17 protein-coding genes are annotated in these 22,941 nt (G+C 74.2%); 4 read left to right on the top strand and 13 right to left on the bottom strand.

All coding sequences use genetic code 11. The annotated features are described in order from the left end of the window. Window positions 1-89 precede the first annotated feature (89 nt). The 5 genes from IF19_RS0110785 to IF19_RS1000000138805 form a co-directional block, all read right to left on the bottom strand. Window positions 90-539 carry a DoxX family protein gene (locus IF19_RS0110785; RefSeq protein ID WP_030276464.1) on the bottom strand — a complete coding sequence of 150 codons (450 nt, stop codon included), beginning with the start codon at window positions 537-539 and terminating at the stop codon, window positions 90-92. 82 nt (window positions 540-621) lie between these two features. Continuing rightward, entirely contained in the window at window positions 622-2,520 is a 1,899-nt protein-coding gene (locus IF19_RS0110780; RefSeq protein ID WP_030276462.1) for an alkaline phosphatase D family protein, read from the bottom strand. A gap of 92 nt (window positions 2,521-2,612) precedes the next feature. Then, window positions 2,613-3,257, bottom strand: a complete 645-nt coding sequence (locus IF19_RS0110775) for an HNH endonuclease family protein (RefSeq protein WP_030119541.1) — start codon at window positions 3,255-3,257, stop codon at window positions 2,613-2,615. Between the two features lie 476 nt (window positions 3,258-3,733). After that, the gene (locus IF19_RS0110770; protein ID WP_030119542.1) at window positions 3,734-4,396 is read right to left on the bottom strand and encodes an HAD-IA family hydrolase; all 663 of its coding nucleotides are present in this window, start codon (window positions 4,394-4,396) and stop codon (window positions 3,734-3,736) included. A 291-nt stretch (window positions 4,397-4,687) separates the two neighbouring features. Next, window positions 4,688-4,882 carry a peptidoglycan-binding protein gene (locus IF19_RS1000000138805; RefSeq protein WP_324605216.1) on the bottom strand — a complete coding sequence of 65 codons (195 nt, stop codon included), beginning with the start codon at window positions 4,880-4,882 and terminating at the stop codon, window positions 4,688-4,690. A 1,235-nt stretch (window positions 4,883-6,117) separates the two neighbouring features. Between IF19_RS1000000138805 and IF19_RS0110760 the strand changes: the two genes are divergently transcribed. After that, window positions 6,118-8,295, top strand: a complete 2,178-nt coding sequence (locus IF19_RS0110760; protein WP_030119544.1) for an MDR family MFS transporter — start codon at window positions 6,118-6,120, stop codon at window positions 8,293-8,295. A gap of 42 nt (window positions 8,296-8,337) precedes the next feature. Here IF19_RS0110760 and IF19_RS0110755 read toward each other — a convergent pair whose 3' ends face one another. Continuing rightward, window positions 8,338-8,826 (bottom strand): GNAT family N-acetyltransferase, encoded by a 489-nt coding sequence (locus IF19_RS0110755; protein ID WP_030191323.1) that lies wholly within the window; start codon window positions 8,824-8,826, stop codon window positions 8,338-8,340. A 61-nt stretch (window positions 8,827-8,887) separates the two neighbouring features. Here IF19_RS0110755 and IF19_RS0110750 point away from each other — a divergent pair, with 61 nt between their 5' ends. Both IF19_RS0110750 and IF19_RS0110745 read left to right on the top strand, forming a co-directional pair. Beyond that, window positions 8,888-10,051, top strand: a complete 1,164-nt coding sequence (locus IF19_RS0110750; RefSeq protein ID WP_030276461.1) for a serpin family protein — start codon at window positions 8,888-8,890, stop codon at window positions 10,049-10,051. 291 nt (window positions 10,052-10,342) lie between these two features. After that, the gene (locus tag IF19_RS0110745; RefSeq protein ID WP_234313203.1) at window positions 10,343-12,565 is read left to right on the top strand and encodes a bifunctional glycosyltransferase 87/phosphatase PAP2 family protein; all 2,223 of its coding nucleotides are present in this window, start codon (window positions 10,343-10,345) and stop codon (window positions 12,563-12,565) included. 132 nt (window positions 12,566-12,697) lie between these two features. Here IF19_RS0110745 and IF19_RS0110740 read toward each other — a convergent pair whose 3' ends face one another. Continuing rightward, the gene (locus tag IF19_RS0110740) at window positions 12,698-13,951 is read right to left on the bottom strand and encodes a cytochrome P450 (protein WP_030117858.1); all 1,254 of its coding nucleotides are present in this window, start codon (window positions 13,949-13,951) and stop codon (window positions 12,698-12,700) included. Between the two features lie 337 nt (window positions 13,952-14,288). Here IF19_RS0110740 and IF19_RS0110735 point away from each other — a divergent pair, with 337 nt between their 5' ends. After that, a complete protein-coding gene (locus IF19_RS0110735; RefSeq protein ID WP_030117859.1) occupies window positions 14,289-15,467 on the top strand; it encodes a steroid 3-ketoacyl-CoA thiolase in 1,179 nt (392 codons plus the stop codon). A gap of 194 nt (window positions 15,468-15,661) precedes the next feature. Here the strand turns inward: IF19_RS0110735 and IF19_RS0110730 are convergent, their stop codons facing one another. The 6 genes from IF19_RS0110730 to IF19_RS0110705 all read right to left on the bottom strand — a co-directional run bounded on the left by IF19_RS0110730 (window position 15,662) and on the right by IF19_RS0110705 (window position 22,914). After that, window positions 15,662-16,510 (bottom strand): ECF transporter S component, encoded by an 849-nt coding sequence (locus IF19_RS0110730; RefSeq protein ID WP_030117860.1) that lies wholly within the window; start codon window positions 16,508-16,510, stop codon window positions 15,662-15,664. Further along, window positions 16,507-18,294 (bottom strand): ABC transporter ATP-binding protein, encoded by a 1,788-nt coding sequence (locus tag IF19_RS0110725; protein WP_030276457.1) that lies wholly within the window; start codon window positions 18,292-18,294, stop codon window positions 16,507-16,509. The genes IF19_RS0110730 and IF19_RS0110725 overlap by 4 nt, the downstream gene beginning before the upstream one ends. After that, entirely contained in the window at window positions 18,291-19,463 is a 1,173-nt protein-coding gene (locus tag IF19_RS0110720; RefSeq protein ID WP_030121917.1) for an energy-coupling factor transporter transmembrane component T, read from the bottom strand. The genes IF19_RS0110725 and IF19_RS0110720 overlap by 4 nt, the downstream gene beginning before the upstream one ends. Next, window positions 19,460-20,191, bottom strand: a complete 732-nt coding sequence (locus IF19_RS0110715) for an SCO2322 family protein (RefSeq protein WP_030117865.1) — start codon at window positions 20,189-20,191, stop codon at window positions 19,460-19,462. Before IF19_RS0110715 ends, IF19_RS0110720 begins: the two co-directional genes overlap by 4 nt. Then, window positions 20,188-21,438, bottom strand: a complete 1,251-nt coding sequence (locus IF19_RS0110710) for an SCO2321 family membrane protein (RefSeq protein WP_030117866.1) — start codon at window positions 21,436-21,438, stop codon at window positions 20,188-20,190. The genes IF19_RS0110715 and IF19_RS0110710 overlap by 4 nt, the downstream gene beginning before the upstream one ends. A 438-nt stretch (window positions 21,439-21,876) precedes the next feature. After that, the gene (locus IF19_RS0110705; protein ID WP_030117867.1) at window positions 21,877-22,914 is read right to left on the bottom strand and encodes a Strvi_7410 family MBL fold metallo-hydrolase; all 1,038 of its coding nucleotides are present in this window, start codon (window positions 22,912-22,914) and stop codon (window positions 21,877-21,879) included. Window positions 22,915-22,941: the final 27 nt, after the last annotated feature.

The raw sequence follows: 22,941 nt of genomic DNA, 5'->3' as shown, positions 1-22,941 counted from the left end.
GAGCCTCGGCCTGGTGGCCCGGTTGCCCGGTCGCCCGGGGCCGGTCCGGCCCGATCGAGGCGGCCAGGGGCAGATCGAGGCGGCCGGGGTCAGATGGATACGGCCGGGGTCCGGTCGTGGCGAGGGGTGTCCTCGGAGGCTGTCGCCGTGTTCCGTGCACCGAAGAGGCGGTCCAGGGCGACCGCCCCCGGGCCGGTGAAGACGAGCAGCAGGAACGCCCAGCAGAACAGCGCCGACGGCTCGCCGCCGTTCTCGATCGGCAGCAGCGACTCGGGCTGGTGCACCTTGAAGTACGCGTAGGCCATCGACCCCGAGGCGAGGAAGGCGGCGGCGCGGGTGCCGAGACCGAGAGCGACCAGGGAACCGCAGACCAGCTGGATCAGGGCGGCGTACCAGCCGGGCCAGGCGCCGGCCTCCGCCTGGTTGCCGCCGAACATCCCGAAGAGCGAGGCGGCTCCGTGGATGGCGAACAACAGGCCGATGACGAAGCGGAAGAGGCTGAGGACGTAGGGCTGGGCGTGGTTCAAGCGGGCGGGCATGGGGGGTGCTCCCTCGGTCGTGGTGGGGACGTGAACCGACTGAGCGCCCGAGGTTAGGCAAACCTCAGCAGTACTTGCAACTTCAACATTCTGTCGAGTGTCCGAAAATCGCCTCATCCTCAGGGGTGAGTGACCGCTCAAGAACTGCTTCGAGCTGGGCCCCCTGAGCGCCTGCTGTGGCCTGTACCAATGTCAGCGCAGCATTCCGGCCACGCAAGGTCAGCGTCATGAGCTGGTTGCCGAACCACGGGCCGCCCTCCCTGCCCCACTCCACCGGCGACCTGCCCGTACGCCCGTGTCGGGCGAGCGCCTGGCCGATCCGCCGGCCGGTCCGGCTCCAGCCGAAACGGAAACCCGCCCGGATGGACCGGGGGACCGAGTTGTGCACGGGGGAGCAGGTCAGCTGGAGGATGCGGGCCGTCGGCGCTTCGCCGGACGTGGTACCGGAACCGGCGGCGGGGCCCCGGCGCGGCCCGGGGGTGCTGTCGGCTCCGGGCGTCCGGCGGCCTTTCGGCCAGTGCGGCTCGGTGATGTAGGCGTGGTGCACGTCGCCCGAGAGGACGCACACCGTCGCCGGGGCGTCCGGGCCGCTCCCGGCCTCCCGCAGCAGCTCCGTGAACCGGTCGAAGGAGTCCGGGAAAGCCGCCCAATGCTCCAGGTCGGCGGCGCGGCGCAGCTTCTCGCCGAAGCGCGCCCACCGGGACCCGCGTACGCCCGCGCACAGTGCCGCGTTCCAGCGTTCCACGTCATGGATGAGCGGGGGCAGCAGCCAGGGCAGCGAGCTACCGATGAGCAGATGATCATACGAAGAGGGGTCATCCAGGACCGCGCTCCGCACCCATGCCGCCTCCTGCGGGTCGAGCATCGCCCGCCGGTCCTCGGCCAGGACGCGGGCCGCGCGGGTGTCGACCATCACGAGTCGTACTCGGCCGAAAACACGTCGGTAGCTCCACCGGGTGCGGGTGGGTTCCGCGTCGGCCTCGGCGGCGAAGCGGCGCAGCACCTCGGTGCCGTCCGGGTCGGCCCTGACCGCCGCGTACACGGGGTCGGCGTCCAACTCGGCGGGGGAGAGGTTGCCCAGGTGCTGGTAGACCCAGTACGACATCAGGCCGCTGACGATCCGCTCGTGCCACCAGGGCGTGGCACGCAGGTCGCGCTGCCATGCGGCGCTGGTGTTCCAGTCGTCGATCACGTCGTGGTCGTCGAAGACGGCACAACTGGGGATCGTGGAGAGCAGCCAGCGGACCTCGGGGTCGCGCCACGATTCGTCGTAGAGGTACGTGTACTCCTCGTAGTCCGCGATCTCCGTGCCCGGCGGCTCGTCCAGGTCCCGGCGGGCGGCGAGCCTGCGGCGGGTCGCGACGGAGGTCTCGTCGGCGTACACCTGGTCGCCGAGGAGCAGCAGGACGTCGGGCCGTTCGGCCGCCGGGTCCGCCGCGAGACGGGTGGCGAGGGTGACCAGGGCGTCCGGCCCCACGGGATCGTTCCCGTCGCCGGGGGCCGCCGCCCACCGGCACGACCCGAACGAGACCCGGACGCCTGAGGGGGCGTCGGGCGATCCGGAGCCTTTCCGGTCCGCCGGGCCACCCGGTGCACGGCCGTCCGCCGGGCCGCCCGTTGCATGGCCGTCCGCCGCTGACGACGCGTCGTCCCCGGCGGCGCGTTCGACGGTGGGCGTGGCGCCGGGCGCGAGCGGTGTGGTGATCGTGCTCGGCGGGAGGCGGGAGTTCTCGGGCGGCCAGACCCGCCGGGAGCCGATGAGCACCTCGTACGCCGTGGTGGACCCGGGCGTCAGGCCGTCCACCACCACCAGGGCGTAGTGGTGGCCGGCGACCGAGAACGTCGGCGCCGTCCCGCCGGCGCCGTCCGCGCACCGGACCTCCACGGTGCACGGACGGCTCGCCTCGACCCATACGGTCGCGGTGGACCCTGTCTCCCAGTCGACGTACCGCAGCAGTGGTCCCAGGCGCAGCCCGGCCATGTGTTGTCTCCTCGCGACGCCGTCACGGATGGGCTCCGTAACGTACAGAACGCGAGCGCGGGGCGCACGGGTGTCGGTAGACAGGCCGCCGGTCAGCAGCCGCTCAGGGCCGACTGCAGGGCGCTCTTCTCGGCGGAGTCCACGCTCAGGTTGTAGTACTTCTTGACGTGGACCCAGGCGCGGACGTAGGTGCACTTGTACGAGGAGCTCGGCGGCATCCACTTGGCCGGGTCCTTGTCGCCCTTGGCCTGGTTCACGTTGTCGGTGACCGCGATCAGCTGAGGGCGGGTCAGGTCGTTGGCGAACGACTGGCGCTGGGCGTTGGTCCAGCCGCTGGCACCGGAGCGCCACGCCTCGGCCAGCGGCACCATGTGGTCGATGTCCACGTCGGACGCCGCCTTCCAGGTCGCGCCGTCGTACGGGGAGTACCAACTGCCGCTGACCGCCGCGCAGGAGGAGTCCTGCTGGACGTTGGTGCCGTCGCGCTTGAGGATGACCTCGCGGGTGTTGCAGGCCCCGGACTGGGTGATCCAGTGCGGGAACTTGTCGCGGCTGTAGCCGCTGGAGGAGCCCTCCGCGCCCACGGTGAGCTGCCCGAGGTAGGTGCGCGCGGTCGCCGCGCTGACCGGGGTGGGCATGGCGGCCTGCGCGCTCGGAGCGGTGAACAGGGCCGAGGTGGCGGCGAGCGCGGCGGTGGCGGCGGCGACCGAGAGGCGACGCGCGTAGATTCCGGACATGCGAACTCCCTTGACGTGGGGGGGTGCGTGGGCGGGCGATCGAGCGGACCCGGCCAGCGTGGCGACGCCAGGTTTCTGTGGGGTGGGCGTCAGGTAACAGGGTGACGACATGTGCACGTCACATCAAGGGGTGTGCGGGGGGAGTGACGGGTCGTTAGGGCGCGCGGAACGGTCATCGGGCCGTCATGCGGCTGATTCTGACGGCCTGCGGGGCGCGCGCTGCCCGGCTCGCGCCCCCTCGGGGCGTGCCGGTGACGTGCGTTGCCCGGCCTGCCGTCCCCCGTCGGGCCCCGAGCGGAGGTGTGGGGGTGCGGTCGCCGCCTCGCTGTCGTGGGCGCGTGGCGCTTCCGGTGAGTCGGGCGGCCGGTGGGTCGGGTTGCCGCGGGTCGGGCGGTATGCCGCGAAGAGCCCCCGCCCGGACAGTGGTCCGGTGCGGGGGCTCTCGGGCCGTGCGGGGTGTTTCCCCGGCGGGCCGGTCAGTGCTCGGCGATGTGCAGCCGGATCGTGCCGTCCTCGGCCGCCTCCACCCGTATCCGCGTCAGGTCGTCCACATGGGCGTCCGGCGCGAGGGCCGCGGCGCGCGGGCCGACGCCGACGACGCGCATGCCCGCCGCCCGGCCGGCCGCGATGCCCGCCTCGGAGTCCTCGAACACGATGCAGTCCGCCGCCGCGAAGCCCAGCTCGGCCGCGCCCTTGAGGAAGCCCTCGGGGTCCGGCTTGCTGGCCGACACCTGTTCGGCGGTCACGCGCACCGCGGGCATCGGCAGCGCGGCGGCGCCCATCCGGGCGGCCGCGAGGGCGGAGTCGGCGGAGGTCACCAGGGCGTGCGGCAGTCCGGCGATCGCGGCCATGAACGCGGGCGCCCCGCCGACCGGCACCACGCCGTCGACGTCGGCGGTCTCCCGTGCGAGCATCACGCGGTTGTCCGCGTAGTTCTCCTCCATCGGGCGGTCCGGGAGCAGGACGGCCATCGTGGCGTACCCCTGGCGGCCGTGCACCACCTTGAGCGCCTCCTCCGGGTCCAGCCCGTGATCGGTCGCCCAGCGCCGCCAGCAGCGCTCCACCACCGCGTCGGAGTTCACGAGGGTGCCGTCCATGTCGAGCAGGAGGGCGGAGGCGGTGAGGACGGTGGCCGGCATCGGCTGCTCCAGAACGCGGGGAGGTGTGCGATCACGCCCGGGTGTCCGCGGTACGCCGCGGAGGTGCGGGGCCGTGATGGGGGGACACGGGGTCGTACGGGATTCCGCGCCTCTGTGAGAGGTGTGCGGAACGCCGTTCGGTGACAGAGCAACCCCCGCCCGCCGGTCAGGGAGTGCGGGCGGGAGCTACTTTGTTCCATCACGATACAAAAACCGGGGCCGGAACGCCAATCCCCCCGACCCGAACCGAGCGGGTGGGGGGAAAGAAGGGGGTGAGGGGTGAGGGGCGGGTCAGCGGTGGCCGCGCCCATGCCCGCGTCCGTGGTCGCGGTCCCGTCCGCTCGTCTGCGCCTCCAGCAGCTTCCTGGTGTTCGGGCCGTACACGCCGGTCGGGTCGCCGTGGACACCCATGTACGACTGGTAGTAGGCCACGGAGTACGCCACCCGGTCGGTGTAGTCCCCGTCGGAGGGCCCGAGTAGAGCCACCGCCCGATCTCCCGGAGGCGGTTCTGCAACTCGGCGACCTGCGGACCCCGATCGCCGGGCCGCAGCGTCCCGGCGGCGATCGCCGGCGGAGGCTGCTCGGCCGTCGGCGCCTCGGTCGGGGTGTCGCCGCCCGGGGTGGCCGACGGGCTTCTCCCCGGCGACGCGGAGGCGGAAGCGGAGGCCGACCCGGTCGGGGTGGGCTCCTGGCTCTTCTCCTTCGGCGAGGCGGAGGCGGACGGCGAGGCCGACGCGGTGGCCGAAGCCGACGGCGTACGGGGCGCGGCGGCCGAAGCGGAGGGGGAGGGGGCCACCGAGGCGGCCGGTCCGTCCTCGGCGTCCGGCACGCTCGTCGTGGTCTCCGGCAGCGCCTCGTCCGTACGGTCCTCGGCCCCGCCGAACAGCCCGCCCGCGAAGGCCGCCGTGCCGACCACCGCTGCCACCGCCGCCGCCGCGGCGAGAACCACGAAGGGGCGCTGCCGCTGCGACGGGGCGGGGGTGGGGACGGGGGCGGGAGCGGAGCCCGGGGTGCGCCGGTGCCGGCCGCCCGGCTCGGTGTGCGCGGTGCCGGGCTCCACGCCCCGGCCCCACACCGGCTCGGCGCCCGCGCCCACCGCCGTACCGGCACCCGGGTACGGTCCTGAGTCGCCCCCGAGGTACAGCGGCGTCGTCGGCGCCGCGCCCGCCACGGCCGAGGGGCCCGCGGAGCCCGCCTCCGGGGTGTGGGCGGCCTCCGGCAGCGTCACGTACGGGCGGACGCTCAGCGGGTCGAAGTCATCCACCGGCGCGATCTCGACCGTACGGTCCGCGCGGTGGTCGTCAGGGGCCGCCCACCGCCCGTCCGGCGTGGTGCGGGCCGGGTCCGTACCCGCCCCGCACCAGCACGGCGTCCCGTACCCCGCACCGGGCTCCCCGGCCGCCGGTCTCCCGCACTCCGGGCATGCGTGTCCCGTCATCATGAGTCCCCTCCCCTTGAACTGCCTGCGATTATGCAGCCCGCCCCCGGCCGCCCCGCAGCCCACCCGAGGGTATGAAGGGTCGGGCGAGGGAGCACGAGACGCCCTCAGCAGGCCATAACAGGGCGAAACGTTCAGGATGGGGGTGTAGCGGATCAGGGCATCGAGCGGTTCAGCGGTTCAGCGGAACAGCTGACCGGCGCATCGGCGGACGAGTGCGTCGAGCTGATCGGGCGGATCCGGCGGCCCGCACGGTGCGAACGGATCGAGGAGACGACGCCCATGGCCCAGCAGCTGAGCCCGCCACCCCCGGCCCCCGCCCCCGGTGAGGGGCAGTCCCGCCGGGGCGTCCTCGTGGCGATCGGAGCCCTGCTCCTCGGCATGCTGCTCGCGGCCCTCGACCAGACCATCGTCTCCACGGCGCTCCCGACGATCGTCAGCGAGCTGGGCGGGCTCGACCACCTGTCGTGGGTGGTGACCGCCTATCTGCTGGCCGCCACGGCCGCGACCCCGCTCTGGGGCAAGCTCGGCGACCAGTACGGCCGCAAGAAGCTCTTCCAGACCGCGATCGTGATCTTCCTGATCGGCTCGGCCCTCTGCGGGATCGCCCAGAACATGCCGCAGCTCATCGGCTTCCGGGCGCTCCAGGGGCTGGGCGGCGGCGGCCTCATGGTGCTGTCGATGGCGATCGTCGGCGACCTGGTCACCCCGCGCGAGCGCGGAAAGTACCAGGGCCTCTTCGGCGCCGTCTTCGGCGTCACGAGCGTGCTGGGCCCCCTCCTCGGCGGGTTCTTCACCGAGCACCTCAGCTGGCGCTGGGTGTTCTACATCAACCTGCCGATCGGCGTCGTCGCGCTCGTCGTCATCGCGGCCGTCCTGCACATCCCGGTCCGCCGCGAGAAGCACGTCATCGACTACCTCGGCACCTTCCTCATCGCGGCCGTCGCGACCAGCCTGGTCCTCGTCGCCTCCCTCGGCGGTACGACCTGGGGCTGGGGCTCCCCGCAGATCATCGGTCTCGCCGTGCTCGCCGCCGTCCTGCTGGCGGCCTTCGTCGCCGTCGAACGGCGCGCGGCCGAACCCGTACTGCCGCTGAAGCTGTTCCGGATCAGGACCTTCAGCCTCGTCGCCGTGATCAGCTTCGTCATCGGCTTCGCCATGTTCGGCGCGATGACCTACCTGCCGACCTTCCTCCAGGTGGTCCACGACATCACCCCGACGATGTCCGGCGTGCACATGCTGCCGATGGTGTTCGGCCTGCTGATCACCTCGACCGGCTCCGGCCAGGTCGTCAGCCGGACCGGCCGCTGGAAGGTCTTCCCGGTCCTCGGGACCGCCCTCACGGCCGGCGGACTCCTGCTCCTCCACCAGCTCGACGAGAACAGCTCGACCTGGCTGATGAGCGCGTACTTCTTCGTCTTCGGCGCCGGGCTCGGCCTGGTGATGCAGGTGCTCGTCCTGGTCGCCCAGAACTCCGTCGCCTACCGGGACCTCGGGGTCGCCACCTCCGGCGCGACGTTCTTCCGGTCCATCGGCGCCGCGTTCGGCGTGGCCGTCTTCGGGACCATCTTCACCAACCGGCTGACCGGACAGCTGACGGACGCGCTCACCGGGCAGCCGCTGCCACCGGGCGTCGACGCGGGACGGCTGGCCGCCGACCCCCGGGCCATCGGGCAGCTCCCCGCCGACCTGCGGCCGTCCGTGCTGAGCGCGTACTCCACCTCCATCACGGACGTCTTCCTGTACGCCGTCCCGGTCGTCCTGCTGGCCTTCGTCCTCGCCTGGTTCCTCCGCGAGGACAAGCTGCGGGGCTCGGTGACCGCCCCCGACAGCAGCCAGACCCTCGCCTCCAACCCCGTCGAGCGCTCCTCGTACGACGAGTGCGCCCGCGCCCTGTCGGTGCTCGCCACCCGGGAGGGGCGCCGCGAGATCTACGAGAAGATCACCGCACGGGCCGGGTACGACCTGCTGCCCGCGGCGAGCTGGCTGCTCCTGCGCATCAGACGGCACGGGATGGTCGAGCCCTCCCGCCTCGCCGAGACCGCCCCCGTGCCGCTCCATGTGATCACCGACGCGGCCCGGCAGGTCGAGGAGCGCGGGCTGGCCCGCCGGGAGGGCCTGCAGATGGTCCTCACCGAGGCGGGGGGCGAGGCGGTCGTCCGGCTCGCCCAGGCCCGCGAGGACTCCCTGGCCGAGCTGCTCGGCGACTGGTGGGGGCCCGAGCGGCCCACGGACCTGATGGCGCTCGTCAGGGAGCTGACCGCCGAGGTCAGCGGCTCCACCCGGGAGCGCCCCCACTCCCCGGCGCCTCCCCGCGACCACGAGGCCCACCTCCGCCACGACGAGCGCGCGGAGCAGGCCGAACGGGAGGCACAGGCCGAGCGGGCGGAGCAGGCCGAACGCGCTGCACAGGCCGAACGCGAAAGCCGCGACCGGCCCGATCGCCCCGGCTCCCCGTAGCACCGTCGCCGGGAGCCCGCCGCTCCCGCCGCCCCGGTGCGCTCACAGCTCCTTCGCGAACCAGCGTTCCGCGTACGGATTGCGGCGGTGGAACGCGGGCACCTCCCGGTAGCCGTGCTTCGCGTACAGGCCGCGCGCCTCGACCAGGTCGTGCCGGGTGTCCAGCCGCAGCAGCCGTACGCCGTACGCGCGCGCCGCCTCCTCCACCGAGGCCAGCAGCGCACCGCCGCCGCCCGTCCCCCGGTAGGCGGGGCGCACGTACACCCGCGTCAGCTCCGCCGTGCCCGGCTCGGCGGACTCCGTCAGCACCAGCCCGGCGCAGCCCGCCGCGTCGCTCCCGTACCGGCCGACGACGAACTGCCCGGTCGGCGGTGCCAGCAGGTCGGCCCCGTCGCCGTCGAGGCCGTCCGCGATCTCCTCGGCGGTCGCGGGCCGCTGCCAGTAGCGGCTCGCGACCTCGTCGTAGTAGTCCCGGCGCAGGGCGCTCGCGTCGGGGGAGTCGAAAGGTTCGGCGGCCACGGTCCAGGTCATGTGCGGCATTCTCGTTGCCGTACAGCCGAACCACGACGTCATTTATGTGTAGGGGGCAGTAGTGACTGATGTGTCCGTCACCGGAGCGGAGTCGGCGGCAGCCACGACCGGAGCGATTCAGCAGCTCGCCGAGCGCTGGATACGGGAGGGCATGGCCGCCGCACCGGACCGGGGCGAGAGCGGGGGCGGGGCCGGCCGGTCGGCCCTCGGCTTCGTCTGCTCGCCCGCCGGGCTGTGGCTCGCCCTGGCCGCCGTCGCCGCCGGTGCGCGCGGCGACACCGCCGTCGAACTGCGCGCCCTCCTCGGCACCGCCGGCCGGGAGGCGGCTCCGGTCGCCACCGCGGTCGCCCGCGAGCTGGCCCGGACCGGGGCGCTGGGCGTGGCCACCCGGGTCTGGAGCCGCGTCCCCGTCCACCGCGCGTACCAGGAGGCCCTGCCGGACGTCCCCTTCGGTCCGATGGACCCGGCGGCCGTCGACGCCTGGGTGCGCGAGGCGACCGGCGGCCTGATCGAGCGGCTGCCGCTGGAGATCACCGACGACACCCTGCTCGCCCTGGTCAACGTGCTCGCGCTCAAGGCCCGCTGGGAATCGCCGTTCGAGGGGTGGCTGACTCAGGACCGGCCGTTCACCGACGCCTCCGGGACCGCCGTCCCGGTGCCGACCATGGTCAAGGCGGTGCCGCTCGCCGACGCCTGGACGGTCGGCGGGGCGTACGTCGTCGAACTGCGCTGCGTCGCGGAGGCGGGCGGCGCGCCCGGGGCCCGGGTCCGGTTCGTCCTGGGGGAGCCGGGGGCCGGGGCCGACCGGGTGCTGCCCGCGGGCTGGGCGCCCCGGGGGGCGGGCGCTCCGCTGGACACCGACCGGGTGACCGTCGGGCTGCCCCGGCTCGCGCTGCGGACGCGGGTGCCGGTCACCCGGCAGCTCGGCGCCCTCGGAATCCGGCTGGCCCTGACCGACGACGCGGACTTCTCCGGCCTCTCGCCCCGGCCCCTCCTCATCTCCGACGTGGTCCAGGAGGCCGTGCTGAAGGTCGCCGAGGAGGGAGTGGAGGCCGCGGCGGTGACGGTGGTCGCCATGGCCCCGGCGGGCGCCGCGCCCCGCCCGGAGCGGGTGAAGCACATCGCGTTCGACCGGCCCTTCGGCGTCGTCGTGCTGGCCGGGGCCGACGACGTACCCCTGTTCACGGCCTGGCAGGCGGACGCTCCCGAGGGCCCGGCCGCCTGAGCCCGGGCCGGTGCCGCCGGTTCCGAGGCCCGGCGGCCCCCGGGGTCGAAGCCCGGCGGCCCCGGCCCCGACGCCGGCCGGCCTCGGCTCCGAAGCTCGACGGCCCCGGCCCCGAGGCCGGCCGGAAGCGTCCGGAGCCCCGGTCGGAAGCGTCCCGGAGTACCGGGGAAAACCGGCCGATCCTCCCGCCCAGGGAGGATGACAGTCAGGCAAAGAGGGGGTTGATTGTGTCTACCTCGTAGGGCAATGCGAGGCTTCATCCGGCATGGCCCCGACTCGAAGGGGCGATGCATGGAACGGTGGGAGGGTCGGCGCAGCGTGGTGAATGCGGATCACAGTGTGCGCGGTGACGCGGTGGCGGACGCGGGAGCGGCGGGGAGCGGGCTGACCCGGGCCCTGCTCTGGCTGATCGTGGCCGCGCTGGCGGTACGGCAGGTGGCGGTGGTGCTCCGGCAGCCGCCGGACGAACGGCTCCTCGATCTGGAGACCTGGATCGGTGAGAGCGGCGTCCTGCACGTGACGGGGTCGCTGTACGACGGCGGCCGGTTCTCCGGCACGCCCTTCGCCGGCCTCGTCCTCAAACCTCTCGCCGCATCGGCCCAGCAGACCCTCGGCGTCGCCTGGACCTTCGGGTCGCTGCTGCTCGTCGTGGCCCTCGGCCTGGTCGCGGCGCGGGCGCTGCCCTCCCCGGTGGGCCGCCGGACGGCGCTGCTCGCGGCGCCCGTCGCGATCAGCCTGCTCATGCTGTCGCTGCCGGTGCGCAACGCCCTGCACCTGGGCCAGACGAGCATCCTGCCGGTCCTTCTGGTGCTGCTGGGCTGGTTCGTCGTCCGGGAACACCGGGCGGCGGGCGTCCTCGTCGGCATCGCCGCCGCCTTCCAGCCGGTGCTGCTTTTCTTCGCCGCCCTCCTCTGGCTGACCGGCCGGCGGCAGGCGTCCGTGAGCGCGGGCGCCGCCTTCGCCCTCGCCACGGCGGCCGCGTGGGCCGCCGCGCCGAAGGACTCGTGGACGTACTGGGTGCACCACCTCGCGGGCGCCGGGCTCGGGGAGCGGCCGGACAGCCTGGCCAACCAGTCCCTGCACGGGGCGCTGCTCCGGCTCGGCCTCGAAGGGCCCCTGGAGATCGCGCTGTTCCTGGTGATCGCCGCGGCCGTGGCGGTCGTCGGCCTGCGGCGCGCGGTGCGGTACGCGCGGGACGGTCAACTGCTCCTCGCGGTGGCCGTGACCGGCTGCGTCGTGGTCGCCGTCTCCCCGACCGCCTGGCAGCACCAGCTCCTGTGGGTGCTCCTCGCGGTCGTCGGCCGGGTCGGCAAGCGGGCCTCCGACCGGCTGGTGTGGCCGTCCGTGGTGCTCCTGGCCGTCACCCTGCCGGGGACGATGCTGTTGCCGAACATCGGGGCGCTCCACCCCCTGCGCGACAACATCCTGCTGCTCGCGGCGCTCGGCGCGGCCTGCCTCGCCCCGTTCCTGCCCCGCACCTCGCCGTACTGGCAGCACCCGGTCCCCACGGACTACGCGAAACCGGCCGCCGCGCGCTGGAGACGGGTGCCGCTCCTGCCGTTCTGGCGCCGGGTCCGCACCCGCCCCAACCTGCTGCTGGAACTCCTGCTCATCCGGGTCGTCTACGACGCCTACGCCCAGGTCCGCCTCGCCGCCCGGGCGGGCCGCCCGCTCGCCGAGGAGCACGGCCGGCAGATCCACGCCATCGAGCAGTGGCTGCACATCGACATCGAGCACTGGGTCAACCACGCGGTCGTCGAGATCGACTGGCTGCGCGAGTTCTTCGACTACTACTACTCCACGTTCCACTTCATCGTCCCGCTGACGATCCTCGGCGTGCTGTACGTGCGCCGTCCCGCCGACTACCGGTGGGTCCGCTCCTCCATCGGCTTCGCCACGCTGCTCGCGCTCGTCGGCTTCTGGCTCTACCCGCTGGCCCCGCCCCGGCTCATGCCCGGCCTCGGCTTCATCGACACGGTCCACGGGGTGCAGGACTTCGCCAAGCCCGACTACGGGACGCTGACCACCGTGACCAACCAGTACGCGGCGATGCCGTCGCTGCACTTCGGCTGGTCGCTGTGGTGCGGGGTGGTCATCGTGATGCTGGCACCGAAGCTGTGGATGAAGGCGCTGGGCCTACTGCACCCGATCTTCACGATCGCCGCGATCGTGGCCACCGCCAACCACTGGGTGCTCGACGCGGTGGGCGGCGCCCTCGTCGTCTCGCTGGGCTTCGGGCTGACGTACCTGCTGTCGGGGCCGCGCAGGCTGGCGGCCGACGGGGAGCGGGGCACCGGGGCGACCGGGAAGTCGGGAGAGACCGGGTCGGCCGGGAGGTCCGGGGAGACCGGGACGTCCCGGGAGACCGGGGAGGCCGAGGGGGCGGACGGAGAGCCGGGGGCGGTGGACCCCGTGGAGACGGAACCCGCCTCCACGGAGGCCGCACCGGTGCGGCCCGCCGCGCCCGCCCTCGTACCGGAACGCGAGCCGGCGGAGAAGCTCGCCGGCACGTAGCGGAGGGCGACCGGGAAGACGGCACCGCCCCGGCTGACGGGCGCCCGCGCCTCCCGGGCCCGGCGCGCGGGCGCCCACCGCACGGACGCCCGCTCCGCGCCTCCCGGCGGGGCGGGCGTCCGTGAGCCGGGGTCAGGCCGCCGTCGCCGTCGTCACCTGGAGCTGCTTGATCCCGTTGAGCCAGGCCGACCGCAGCCGCCGCGGGTCCTCCAGCAACCGCAGGTCCGGCAGCACGTCGGCGATCGCGTTGAAGATCAGGTCGATCTCCATCACCGCCAGCGACTTGCCGAGGCAGAAGTGCGGGCCGCCGCCCCCGAAGCCGAGATGCGGATTGGGGTCGCGGGTGATGTCGAAGGTCTCCGGGGCGTCGAACACCTCGGGATCGTTGTTGGCCGAGGAGTAGAACAGCCCGACCCGGTCCCCCTCCCTGATCCGCCGGCCGCCCAGCTCCACGTCCTGGGTGGCGGTCCGCTGGAAGGAGACGACCGGGGTCGCCCAGCGCACGATCTCCTCGGCGGTGGTCTTCGGCCGCTCCCGCTTGTACAGCTCCCACTGCTCGGGGTGGGTGAGGAAGGCGTGCATGCCGTGGCTGATCGCGTTGCGGGTGGTCTCGTTGCCGGCCACCGCGAGCAGGATCACGAAGAAGCCGAACTCGTCGGAGGACAGGTTCCCCTCGCCCTCCGCCGCGACCAGCCGGCTCACGATGTCCCGCGCCGGGCACGCCTTGCGGGCCGCCGCCAGGTTCATCGAGTACGCCACGATCTCCATCGCCGCCTCGGCGCCGACCTCCGCCGTGATCGCGTACTCCGGATCGTCGTACGCGGCCATCTTGTTGGACCAGTCGAAGATCTTGGACCTGTCCTCCTGCGGCACGCCGATGAGTTCGGCGATGGCCTGGAGCGGCAGCTCCACGGCGATGTTCGTGACGAAGTCGAAGGAGCCGTCCGCCCCCGCCGAGTCCAGAGCCGTCCCGACGATGGAACGGGCCCTGGCCCGCAGGGCCGTCTCCAGCGAGCGGACCGCGCGGGGCGTGAAGCCGCGCTGGACGATCTGGCGGACCCGGGTGTGCTCCGGCGGGTCCATGTTCAGCATGATCAGCTTCTGGACGTCGATCTGGTCGCGGCTGATCGTCTCGTTGAAGCGGATGACGGCGGTGTTGGTGTGCGAGGAGAACAACTCGGGGTGCGTGGAGACGTACTTGACGTCCTCGTGCCGGGTGACGGCCCAGTAGCCCTCGTCGCCGAAGCCGGAGATGTTGGGCGGCTGGGCGCACCACCACACCGGGGCGGTCTCCCGCATCAGGGCGAACTCCGGGTGCGGCACCCGGGATTGGAGCAGATCGGGATCGGTGAAGTCGAACCCGTCGGGAAGATGGGGGCAGCGCATGGGCACCTCTCCACTCCGGCGGCCGGCGGCGAACCGGCGCCGTCCGATGAGCTGTTCGATTTTCTGACGGTCCATCAGGAGTTGCCCGCAAGGTAGTAACGGGTTCTACAAGTGGCAAGAGCCGCGGCCCGATCGGTTTCCGCCGCCGCCGTCGGGTACCGGCCACCTCGTCGGTGCGTACCGGCCACCTCGCCGGAAGGCGTCCGTGCGGTGCGTGCACGCCCCTTGCGCAGTCGGGCCGCCGTCACGAGACTGCTCGACATAACTAGAACGCGTACTAGTTCCTTCCGCGGGCGCCGGGACGCCCCCTGCGGAAGCGCGAGGAGAGGACGAGCTCATGGCCGCGGAACCCGTCATCGTCGAAGCCGTACGCACCCCCATCGGCAGGCGCGGAGGCGCGCTCGCCAACCTGCACCCCGCCTACCTGCTGGGCGAGACCTACCGTGAACTGCTCGGGCGCACCGGGATCCAGGCCGACTGCGTCGAGCAGATCGTCGGCGGCACCGTCACCCACGCCGGCGAGCAGTCGATGAACCCGGCACGCACCGCCTGGCTGACGGTCGGACTGCCGTACGAGACCGCGGCGACCACGGTGGACTGCCAGTGCGGCTCCTCGCAGCAGGCGTCCCACATGGTCGCCAACATGGTCGCGGCGGGCGTCATCGACGTGGGCATCAGCTGCGGCGTCGAGGCGATGTCCCGGGTGCCGCTGGGCAGCGGCTCCAAGCACGGTCCGGGCAAGCCCTGGCCCGACGAGTGGAACGTGGACCTGCCCAACCAGTTCGAGGCCGCCGAGCGCATCGCCCGTAAACGCGGCCTGACCAGGGAGCGGGTCGACGCGCTCGGACTGCTCTCCCAGCAGCGGGCGGCCGCCGCCTGGGCGGAGGAGCGCTTCAAGCGGGAAACGTACGCCGTCCAGGTCCCGACCACCGAGGACGAGCAGGCGGCCGGGCAGGGCATGTGGCGGCTCGTCGACCGGGACGAGGGGTTGCGCGACACCTCGATGGAGGCGCTCGCCGGGCTGAAGGCGGTCATGCCGAGCGCGATCCACACCGCCGGGAACTCCTCGCAGATCTCGGACGGGGCCGCGGCCATCCTGTGGTCGTCGAAGCGGATGGCGCGGGCGCTGCGGCTCAAGCCCCGCGCCCGGATCGTCGCCCAGGCCCTCGTCGGCGCCGACCCGCACTACCACCTCGACGGCCCGATCGACGCGACCCGGGCGGTGCTCGGCAAGGCCGGGATGTCGCTGCGGGACATCGACCTCGTCGAGATCAACGAGGCGTTCGCCTCGGTGGTGCTGAGCTGGGCGCAGGAGTTCGAGGCGGACCTCGACGGGCTGGAGAAGGTCAACGTCAACGGCGGGGCGATAGCGCTCGGGCACCCGGTGGGCGCGACCGGCGCCCGGTTGATCACCACGGCCCTGCACGAGCTGGAACGCCGCGACAAGGAGTTCGCGCTGATCACGATGTGCGCGGGCGGCGCCCTGGCGACGGGGACGATCATTCAGCGGCTGTGACCCGGCGACGGCCCCAGCGGGCCCGGTGGCGGCGGCAGGCCCGGTGGCCCCGACGGCCCCAGCGGCCAGGAGGGCTCCGGTGGCCCCGACGGCCCCAGCAACCGGGAGGGCCCCGGTGACCCGACGGCCTCAGCAGGCCCGACGGCCCCGGTGGTCCCGACCGACCCGAGGGCCCCAGTAGCCCCGGTGGCCCTTCACGATGAGCCCGGGGCCGTCCCCTCGGGCTCCCCGAACACCGCCCGCGCGTCGAACGCGGCGCGCCGGGTGGCCCGGCGCAGCGCCCTCAGCAGCGTCGGGCCGAGCGCCAGCGTCAGGACCACCGTCAGCACCGCCCGCCCCAGGTCCCAGCCCAGCGAGGTGGTCGCGCAGTAGACGAGGAACCGCACCAGGTTCTCGTGCAGCGGGTCGCCCGCGACGAACGAGATGCCCGAGGCCAGACCGGGGACGATCGTCCAGCCGTACAGATTCATGATCGTGCCGTACGCGAACGCCGCCACGGCCCCGTAGACCGCGAGCATCGCCAACTCCGCCCGCCCGCGCAGCCGGTCCGGGCCGGGCAACAGCCCCGCGCCCATCGTGAACCAGCCCATCGACAGCATCTGGAACGGCATCCACGGCCCCACCCCGCCCGTCAGGAGGGCGGAGGCGAACATGGTCACCGAGCCGAGGACGAAGCCGAACCCGGGGCCCAGCACCCGCCCGCTCAGCACCATCAGGAAGAACATGGGCTCCAGGCCCGCGGTGCCCGCCCCCAGCGGGCGCAGCGCGGCCCCCACCGCCGCCAGCACGCCGAGCATCGCGACGGCCTTCGCGTCCATTCCGGACTCGGAGATCGTCGCCACCACCACCGCGACCAGCAGCGGCAGCAGTGCGGCGAACAGCCACGGGGCGTCCTGGGCGTGGGCCAGCCCGGAGTCGGCACCGGCCAGCAGCGGCCACCCGAAGGCGACCACTCCGACCGCGCTGACCAGCACCAGCGCGGCCACCGACTTCGGCCCGAGCCGCACGGGCCGGGGCGCCCGCTCCCTCACCTCGGCCCTCACGCTCCCGCCTCCAGCGCGCCGCGCACCTGGGACACGGTCAGCCACTCCTGCGGGGCCAGGATCTTCGCCGTCTGCGGGGCGAACGCGGGCGAGGAGACCACCACCCGCCCGGTCGGGCCGTCCGCGACGACCTCCCCGTCCGCGAGGATCACCACCCGGTGCGCCAGCTCCGCCGCCAGCTCGACATCGTGCGTCGCCAGGACGATCGCGTGCCCCTCGGCCGCCAGCCCCCGCAGGACCCCGACGAGCCGGGCCTTCGCCGCGTAGTCCAGGCCCCGTGTCGGCTCGTCCAGCAGCAACAGCGGCGGGCGGCCCGTCAGCACCAGCGCCAGGGCGAGCGCGAGCCGCTGGCCCTCGGACAGGTCCCGGGGGTGGGTGTCGTCCGCGACCCCCGGCACCAGCTCCGACACCAGCGCCCGGCACGTTCCCTCCGGGGCGCCCGCGTCCCGGTCGGCGGCGGCGCACTCGGCCGCCACCGTGTCCGCGTACAGCAGATCGCGCGGCTCCTGCGGTACGAGCCCCACCCGGCGCACCATCGCCCGCGGGTCCGTCCGGGCGGGGGCCCGGCCGCCGACGCGCACGGTGCCCGCGGTGGGCTCGATCATCCCGACGAGCGCCCCGAGCAGGGTGGACTTGCCGGCCCCGTTGCGCCCCATCAGGGCCACCGCCTCGCCCGGAGCCACGGTGAGCGACACCCGCCGCAGCGCCTCGACCCGGCCGCGCCGCACTCCGAGTCCCTCGACCAGGGCGATGGGGCCGTCGGCGGACGGCACGGCGGACCCGTCGGCGGGCACACCCTCCGTACGGTCGCCGCCCCGCTCCCGGCCCCGGCCCAGCAGCCGGGCGAACCGCCCCGGACGCGGCCGTTCCACGACCGGCGGAAGCGGCGGCACAGCAGGCACCGGAAGCGGAGCCGCCGGAAGCGGAGGCACCGGCCCCGGTGCTCCCGGGGCCAGCGCGGGCGCCGCCCCCGCCAGCCGCTCCCGCAGCCCGCCGGCCGCGCGCCGGGCGTCCCGTACCGACAGGGGCAGCGGGTCCCAGCCCGCCAGCAGCCCCAGCTCGGCCACCGGCGGCCGGACCGGCGACACCTTCATGATCTCGGCGGGCGGCCCCGTCACCGGGGGCTCGCCCGGGGCGGGCAGCAGCACGACCCGGTCCGCGTACTGCACCACCCGCTCCAGCCGGTGCTCGGCCATGAACACCGTCGTGCCCAGGTCGTGGACGAGGCGCTGGAGCACCGCGAGGACCTCCTCGGCCGCCGCCGGGTCCAGCGCCGAGGTCGGCTCGTCCAGCACCAGCACCTTCGGGTGCGGGGTGAGCACCGAACCGATCGCCACCCGCTGCTGCTGGCCGCCCGACAGCGTGGCGATCGGCCGGTCGCGCAGCTCCGCGAGGCCCAGCAGGTCCAGGGTCTCCTCGACCCGGCGCCGCATCACGTCCGGGGCCAGCCCCAGCGACTCCATGCCGTACGCGAGCTCGTCCTCGACCGTGTCCGTGACGAAGTGGGCCAGCGGGTCCTGGCCCACCGTCCCGACCAGGTCGGCCAGCTCCCGCGGCTTGTGCGTCCGCGTGTCCCGCCCGCCCACCGTGACCCGGCCCGACAGCAGCCCGCCCGTGAAATGCGGGACGAGCCCCGGGACCGTACCCAGCAGAGTCGACTTACCGACACCCGAGGGTCCGACGAGCAGCACGAGTTCGCCCTCGGGGACCGTGAGGTCGACCCCGGACAGCGTGGGACGCTCCGCACCCTCGTACCGTACGGAGACCCGCTCGAACCTGATCACGCCTTCTCCTTGCCGCGTCGCTCCTGCTTCCTGGCCCCCCGGGACGGCGGTGGTACGGGGGCGACCAGCGCGGGCGCCAGCCCGATCAGCACCGCCGCGGCGGGCCACAGCGGCAGCACCGGCGCGGTCAGCGGCACGACCCCGGGGCGCAGCTCGTCCGGATCGACCGCGCCCGCCCAGATCATCGCCGCCGCGACCGCCGCACCCGAGCACGCCACCAGCCAGGCCCGCGCCCCCCACCGGTCCGGCCGGTAGCGGGTCCGCACCGAGCGCCGCCCGCCGAGCCGCAGCCCGGCCATCGCCGTCACCAGACCGGCCAGCAGCAACGGCAGCCCGTACACCGCCCCCTGCGCGGCCAGCAGTCCGTACGCGCCGGCGCACACCCCGAGCAGCCCGCCCAGGGTGAGGACGTTCGTGGTGCGCCGGACGGCCGCCGGGACCTCGGCGGTACGCCCGTACCCCCGCGCGTCCATCGACGCGGCCAGCGCCACCGACCGCTCCAGCGCGCCCTCCAGCACGGGCAGTCCGATCTGCGCCACCGCCCGCACACCCCCGGTCGGCCGGCCCCGCAGCCGGCGCGCGGTGCGCAACCGGACCACATCGGCCACCATGTTCGGCGCGAACGTCATCGCCACCACGACGGCGACCCCCGCCTCGTACAGCGCACCCGGCAGCGACTTCAGCAGCCGCGCCGGATTGGCCAGCGCGTTCGCCGCGCCGACGCAGATCAGCAGCGTGGCCAGCTTCATCCCGTCGTACAGCGAGAACACCAGTTGCTCGGCGGTGACCCGGCCGCCGATCCGCACCCCCTGCGCCCAGTCGGGCAGCGGCAGTTCGGGCAGGGTCAGCACGGTGTGCGAACCGGGGATCGACGAGCCGAGGAAGACGGAGAACAGCAGCCGCACCGCCACCACGAACAGCCCGAGCTTGACGAACGCGCCGTAACTCCGGGCCCACGGCGCGTCCGTGCGCCGCGCCGCCACCACATACCCGGCGACCCCGACCAGCAGACCCAGCAGCAGCGGATTGGTCGTCCGGGACGCGGCGGTGGCCAGGCCCAGCGCCCAGAGCCACCACGCCCCGGCGGGCAGCGCGTTGCCCCGGTCCGCCTCGGGGGCGTGCAGGGCGCGGCGCAGCACCCGGGCCGGGACGGCGGGGGAGCCGGTCACCGGCGGCGGCGCGCCTGGACCACGGCGGCGACGCCCAGCAGCAGGACGGCGCCGATACCGACGACGAGCCCGACGGACGGGCCTCCGCCGTCACCCTCCCCGCCCCCGGCCCGGTCACCGGGCGTCTTCGCGGGGGCGGACGGCTCGGCGCTGCCCGAGTCGCCGGACACCTGCTCGCCGCAGCCCGACTTCGGGTAGCCGGAGATCGCGCAGAGCATGGCGCTGCTGTCGTACCGCAGCGGCTTCGCCACCGCGGCGAGCGCCTCCGCGCTGCTGGCGTCCGGCGCGACCCGGGCGCAGGCGGTGCGCAGAGCGGGCGGCTCCTCCCCGTCCGGGGCGTCCGCCGCCGTACCCGCGTCGATCACCAGCGCCACCCGCTTGGACCCGTCCTTCGCCGGGGTGTCCGCGCAGATCGCCCCGAAGTCCGGGGCGCGGCGCGGCTGGGAGGCGTCGCCCGAGTCCTCGCTCACGGCGAACCGGAACCCCTGGACCGTGCCGTCGTCCGGGCGCAGCAGGGACGGCCCCTGGGTGGCGTACTCCCAGGTCGTGCCGTTGCCCTGCCAGAACGACCAGTAGCGGTACCCGGCGGCCTCGGCGCTGCCCGCGCCGCCGAGCAGCACGGCGGAGGCGGCGACCAGGGCGGCCAGCAGGGAGACGAGCGGGACGCGCGGCCGCGCCGGGCCCGGCGTACGGCCGGCACCCGCCGTCTCCTGCGAGGCGGGGCTCACGGCTGCTGCTTCTTCCGGCGCATGCTGAGCAGGAAGCCGATGCCGGTGCCGGCGAGCAGCCCGATGCCGATCAGCCAGCCCAGGCTCAGCCCGCTGTCGTCGCTGTCGGTGCCGCTGGAGGGCTGCGGGCCGGTCGGCGTGGGGGAGGGCTGCGCGGTGGCGGCCGGGGAGGGGCCCATGCCGTTGAGCTGCTTGACGAGGTCGACGCCGCCGAAGCCGCGGGCGTCCGCGCCGGTGGCGTGCGCCGCGAGGATCAGCTGCGCGGTGGCGGCGGGGCCGCCCGCCTTCGACCAGGCGGCGGCGTTCTTCTCCAGCCAGTCGACGGACGCCTCGGCCTTGTCCGTGTGCCCGGACGCGGCGAGGGCGACGACGGCGTCGGCGGTGTTGCCGTAGTCGGGCTGCGGTGCGGTGTCCTCCGCGCCCGGCATCGGGGCCTGCTCCAGGTACGGCTTCTTCTTCAGCGTGTCCGCGAGGAAGGAGGCGCCGTTCTGGGCGCTCTGCTCCGGGCTGAGGTCGTCGCCCTTCGTGCAGGAGGGGTCCTTGACCGCGTTGGACGTCCCGGCGGCGATGCCCTTGCCCATCAGACCGAGCACCGAGGCCGCGGTGGCGTCCGGGTTGGCGGCCAGCTCGCCTTTCTTGCCGGGCTGGTAGGCGAACGCACCGCCGTCCTTCTCGCCGCAGGCGATCGCCAGCGACTGGAGCGCGGTGTACGGGGTCTTGCCGTCGGGGGTGGAGACCTCGTTGATCGGGACGCCGGTGCGGGCCAGGGCGCCGATCACGATGGACGTCGAGTTCGCGTCGCTGGGGCTGCCGGGGTTGTAGCCCCAGCCGCCGTCCGGGTTCTGTACGGACTTGAGCCAGTCGGCCCCGTTGTTGGCCTCCTCGCGGCGCTGGTTGATCTCGACCAGGGCCTGGACGGCGACGGCGGTGGCGTTGGTGTCCATCACCGTCGAGGAGTCGCACGGCTTGGAGGCGTCCCGGTACGAGGTGAACGCGCCGCTGTCGCACTGCTGGCCCGCCAGCCAGTCCACCGCCTGCGTCGACGGCGTGACGAACTCGATCTTCTGCGCGAGGAAGGCCAGCGACTGCCGCCACACCCCGTCGTAGGTCGGGTCGGTGGTGCCGTAGAGCCCGGCCGGCAGCTCCGCCGACGGGGAGGGGCTCGGCGCGGCGACCGCCGCGGGGGCGGCGGCTCCCAGGAGCACGGCGGTGGTCGCGAGCGCGGCTGCGCTGCGGCGTACGGTCATGGCTGGCTGGGCCTCTCCTGCGAGGGCCGGACTCCGCGGACGCACGGGGGCGCCGGGCTCCGGCCCCGTATGCCTCGACGGTGCCGGCCACCGGGGTTCCGGTGGCCCGAGCCGGTCACGCTCCGCGGAGGGCGGTCCGGCTGCCGTCGGACGGACGGGTCACGGCTGGGGCGCGGTGCCGGATATGCACCGGCTTCCCCCTGTACGGGCATGATGACGACCTGCCCACTCTACCGGTCCGTAGCGAGCGGCCGGGGGCTCCACGTCGCGACGTACGTCACCGGGGCTCCGGGCGGGCGAGGCCCGAGAGGCGAGGCGCGTCGCCGGGAGAACCCAGGTCATCGGGTGGGGACCACACGGCGCTGTACGTCACCGGGTCCGGGCCGGGCCCCGGGCTCATGCGGCGCTGTACGTCACCGGGTCCGGGCCGGGTGGGGCTCACACGGCGATGTACGTCACCGGGGGGCCGCCCGGGATGGCCTCCGCGCGGCCGAGCTTCACCAGGCGCCGCAGATGGGACTCGGCCTCGGAGACGGCGATCGACCGCGAACCGTGCGGGATCTGCTCCCAGGGCCGGTTCCACTCCATCCGCTCGGCGAGCTGCCACGGGGTGAGGGGGGTGGCCAGCAGGGCGAGGAGTCCGGTCAGCCGCTCCTCGTGGTGGGCCAGCAGCTCCCGCACCCGTCCGCCCGCGTCGGTGAACGCGTGCTGGTGGGCGGGCAGCACCTCCGCGACTCCGAGCCGGCCGATCCGCTCCAGCGAGGCGAGGTAGTCCCCGAGCGGGTCGGTGACGGCGGTGTCGTCGGGGTCCTCGTACAGCCCGATGTGCGGGCTGATCCCCGGCAGCAGGTGGTCCCCGGAGAAGAGCCGCCCGTGCCCGGGGAGGTTCGCCGGATGCCGCTCCTCCAGATGGAGGCAGACGTGGCCGGGGGTGTGGCCGGGCGTCCAGACGGCCCGCAGCCGCCGTCCGGCGAGGTCCAGCAGCTCGCCGGGGACGATCTCGCGGTCGGGGAGGGCGGCGCTCAGTCCGGGCAGGGTCCGCAGCCGGCCGCCGGCGCGGGCCGCGCGCAGCGGGGCGAGGTGGTCGTCGGGCGCGCCGACGGCGGCGAGCTTGCGGGTGAGGTAGTCGAGCCAGGTGCCGGGCTCCGCCTCCCGGGTGCGGCGGACGATCGCGGTGTCGGCCTCGTGCATCGCGATCCAGGCCCCGGACGCCTCGCGGACCCGGCCGGAGAGCCCGTGGTGGTCGGGGTGGTGATGGGTGATGACGATGCCGTGGACGTCGGAGACCGCGGTCCCGAGGGCGGAGAGCCCGGCGACCAGCGTGTCCCAGGAGGCGGGGTCGTCCCACCCGGTGTCGATGAGGACGGGCCCTCGGCCGGTGTCCACGAGATGGACCAGGGTGTGCCCCAGCGGGTTGTCCGGGATCGGGACCTCGATGCTGTGGACGCCTCCGCCGTGGTCGGTCACCCGCGTCATGGGCTTCCCCTCTCCGCCTCGGCCTCC

Source organism: Streptomyces californicus, assembly GCF_000717645.1.
GTDB classification, from domain to species: domain Bacteria; phylum Actinomycetota; class Actinomycetes; order Streptomycetales; family Streptomycetaceae; genus Streptomyces; species Streptomyces californicus.
Note: the sequence above shows the minus strand (reverse complement) of the source record. Positions and strands in the feature narration are given on the sequence as shown.

Excerpts from the sequence above, each read along its gene's own strand:
- IF19_RS0110745 (WP_234313203.1), top strand. The coding sequence starts at position 10,343 with ATGGAACGGTGGGAGGGTCGGCGCAGCGTGGTGAATGCGGATCACAGT.
- IF19_RS0110785 (WP_030276464.1), bottom strand. The coding sequence starts at position 539 with ATGCCCGCCCGCTTGAACCACGCCCAGCCCTACGTCCTCAGCCTCTTC.
- IF19_RS0110770 (WP_030119542.1), bottom strand. The coding sequence starts at position 4,396 with ATGCCGGCCACCGTCCTCACCGCCTCCGCCCTCCTGCTCGACATGGAC.
- IF19_RS0110735 (WP_030117859.1), top strand. The coding sequence starts at position 14,289 with ATGGCCGCGGAACCCGTCATCGTCGAAGCCGTACGCACCCCCATCGGC.
- IF19_RS0110775 (WP_030119541.1), bottom strand. The coding sequence starts at position 3,257 with ATGTCCGGAATCTACGCGCGTCGCCTCTCGGTCGCCGCCGCCACCGCC.
- IF19_RS0110755 (WP_030191323.1), bottom strand. The coding sequence starts at position 8,826 with ATGACCTGGACCGTGGCCGCCGAACCTTTCGACTCCCCCGACGCGAGC.
- IF19_RS0110760 (WP_030119544.1), top strand. The coding sequence starts at position 6,118 with ATGGCCCAGCAGCTGAGCCCGCCACCCCCGGCCCCCGCCCCCGGTGAG.
- IF19_RS0110710 (WP_030117866.1), bottom strand. The coding sequence starts at position 21,438 with ATGACCGTACGCCGCAGCGCAGCCGCGCTCGCGACCACCGCCGTGCTC.
- IF19_RS0110780 (WP_030276462.1), bottom strand. The coding sequence starts at position 2,520 with ATGGCCGGGCTGCGCCTGGGACCACTGCTGCGGTACGTCGACTGGGAG.
- IF19_RS0110705 (WP_030117867.1), bottom strand. The coding sequence starts at position 22,914 with ATGACGCGGGTGACCGACCACGGCGGAGGCGTCCACAGCATCGAGGTC.
- IF19_RS0110740 (WP_030117858.1), bottom strand. The coding sequence starts at position 13,951 with ATGCGCTGCCCCCATCTTCCCGACGGGTTCGACTTCACCGATCCCGAT.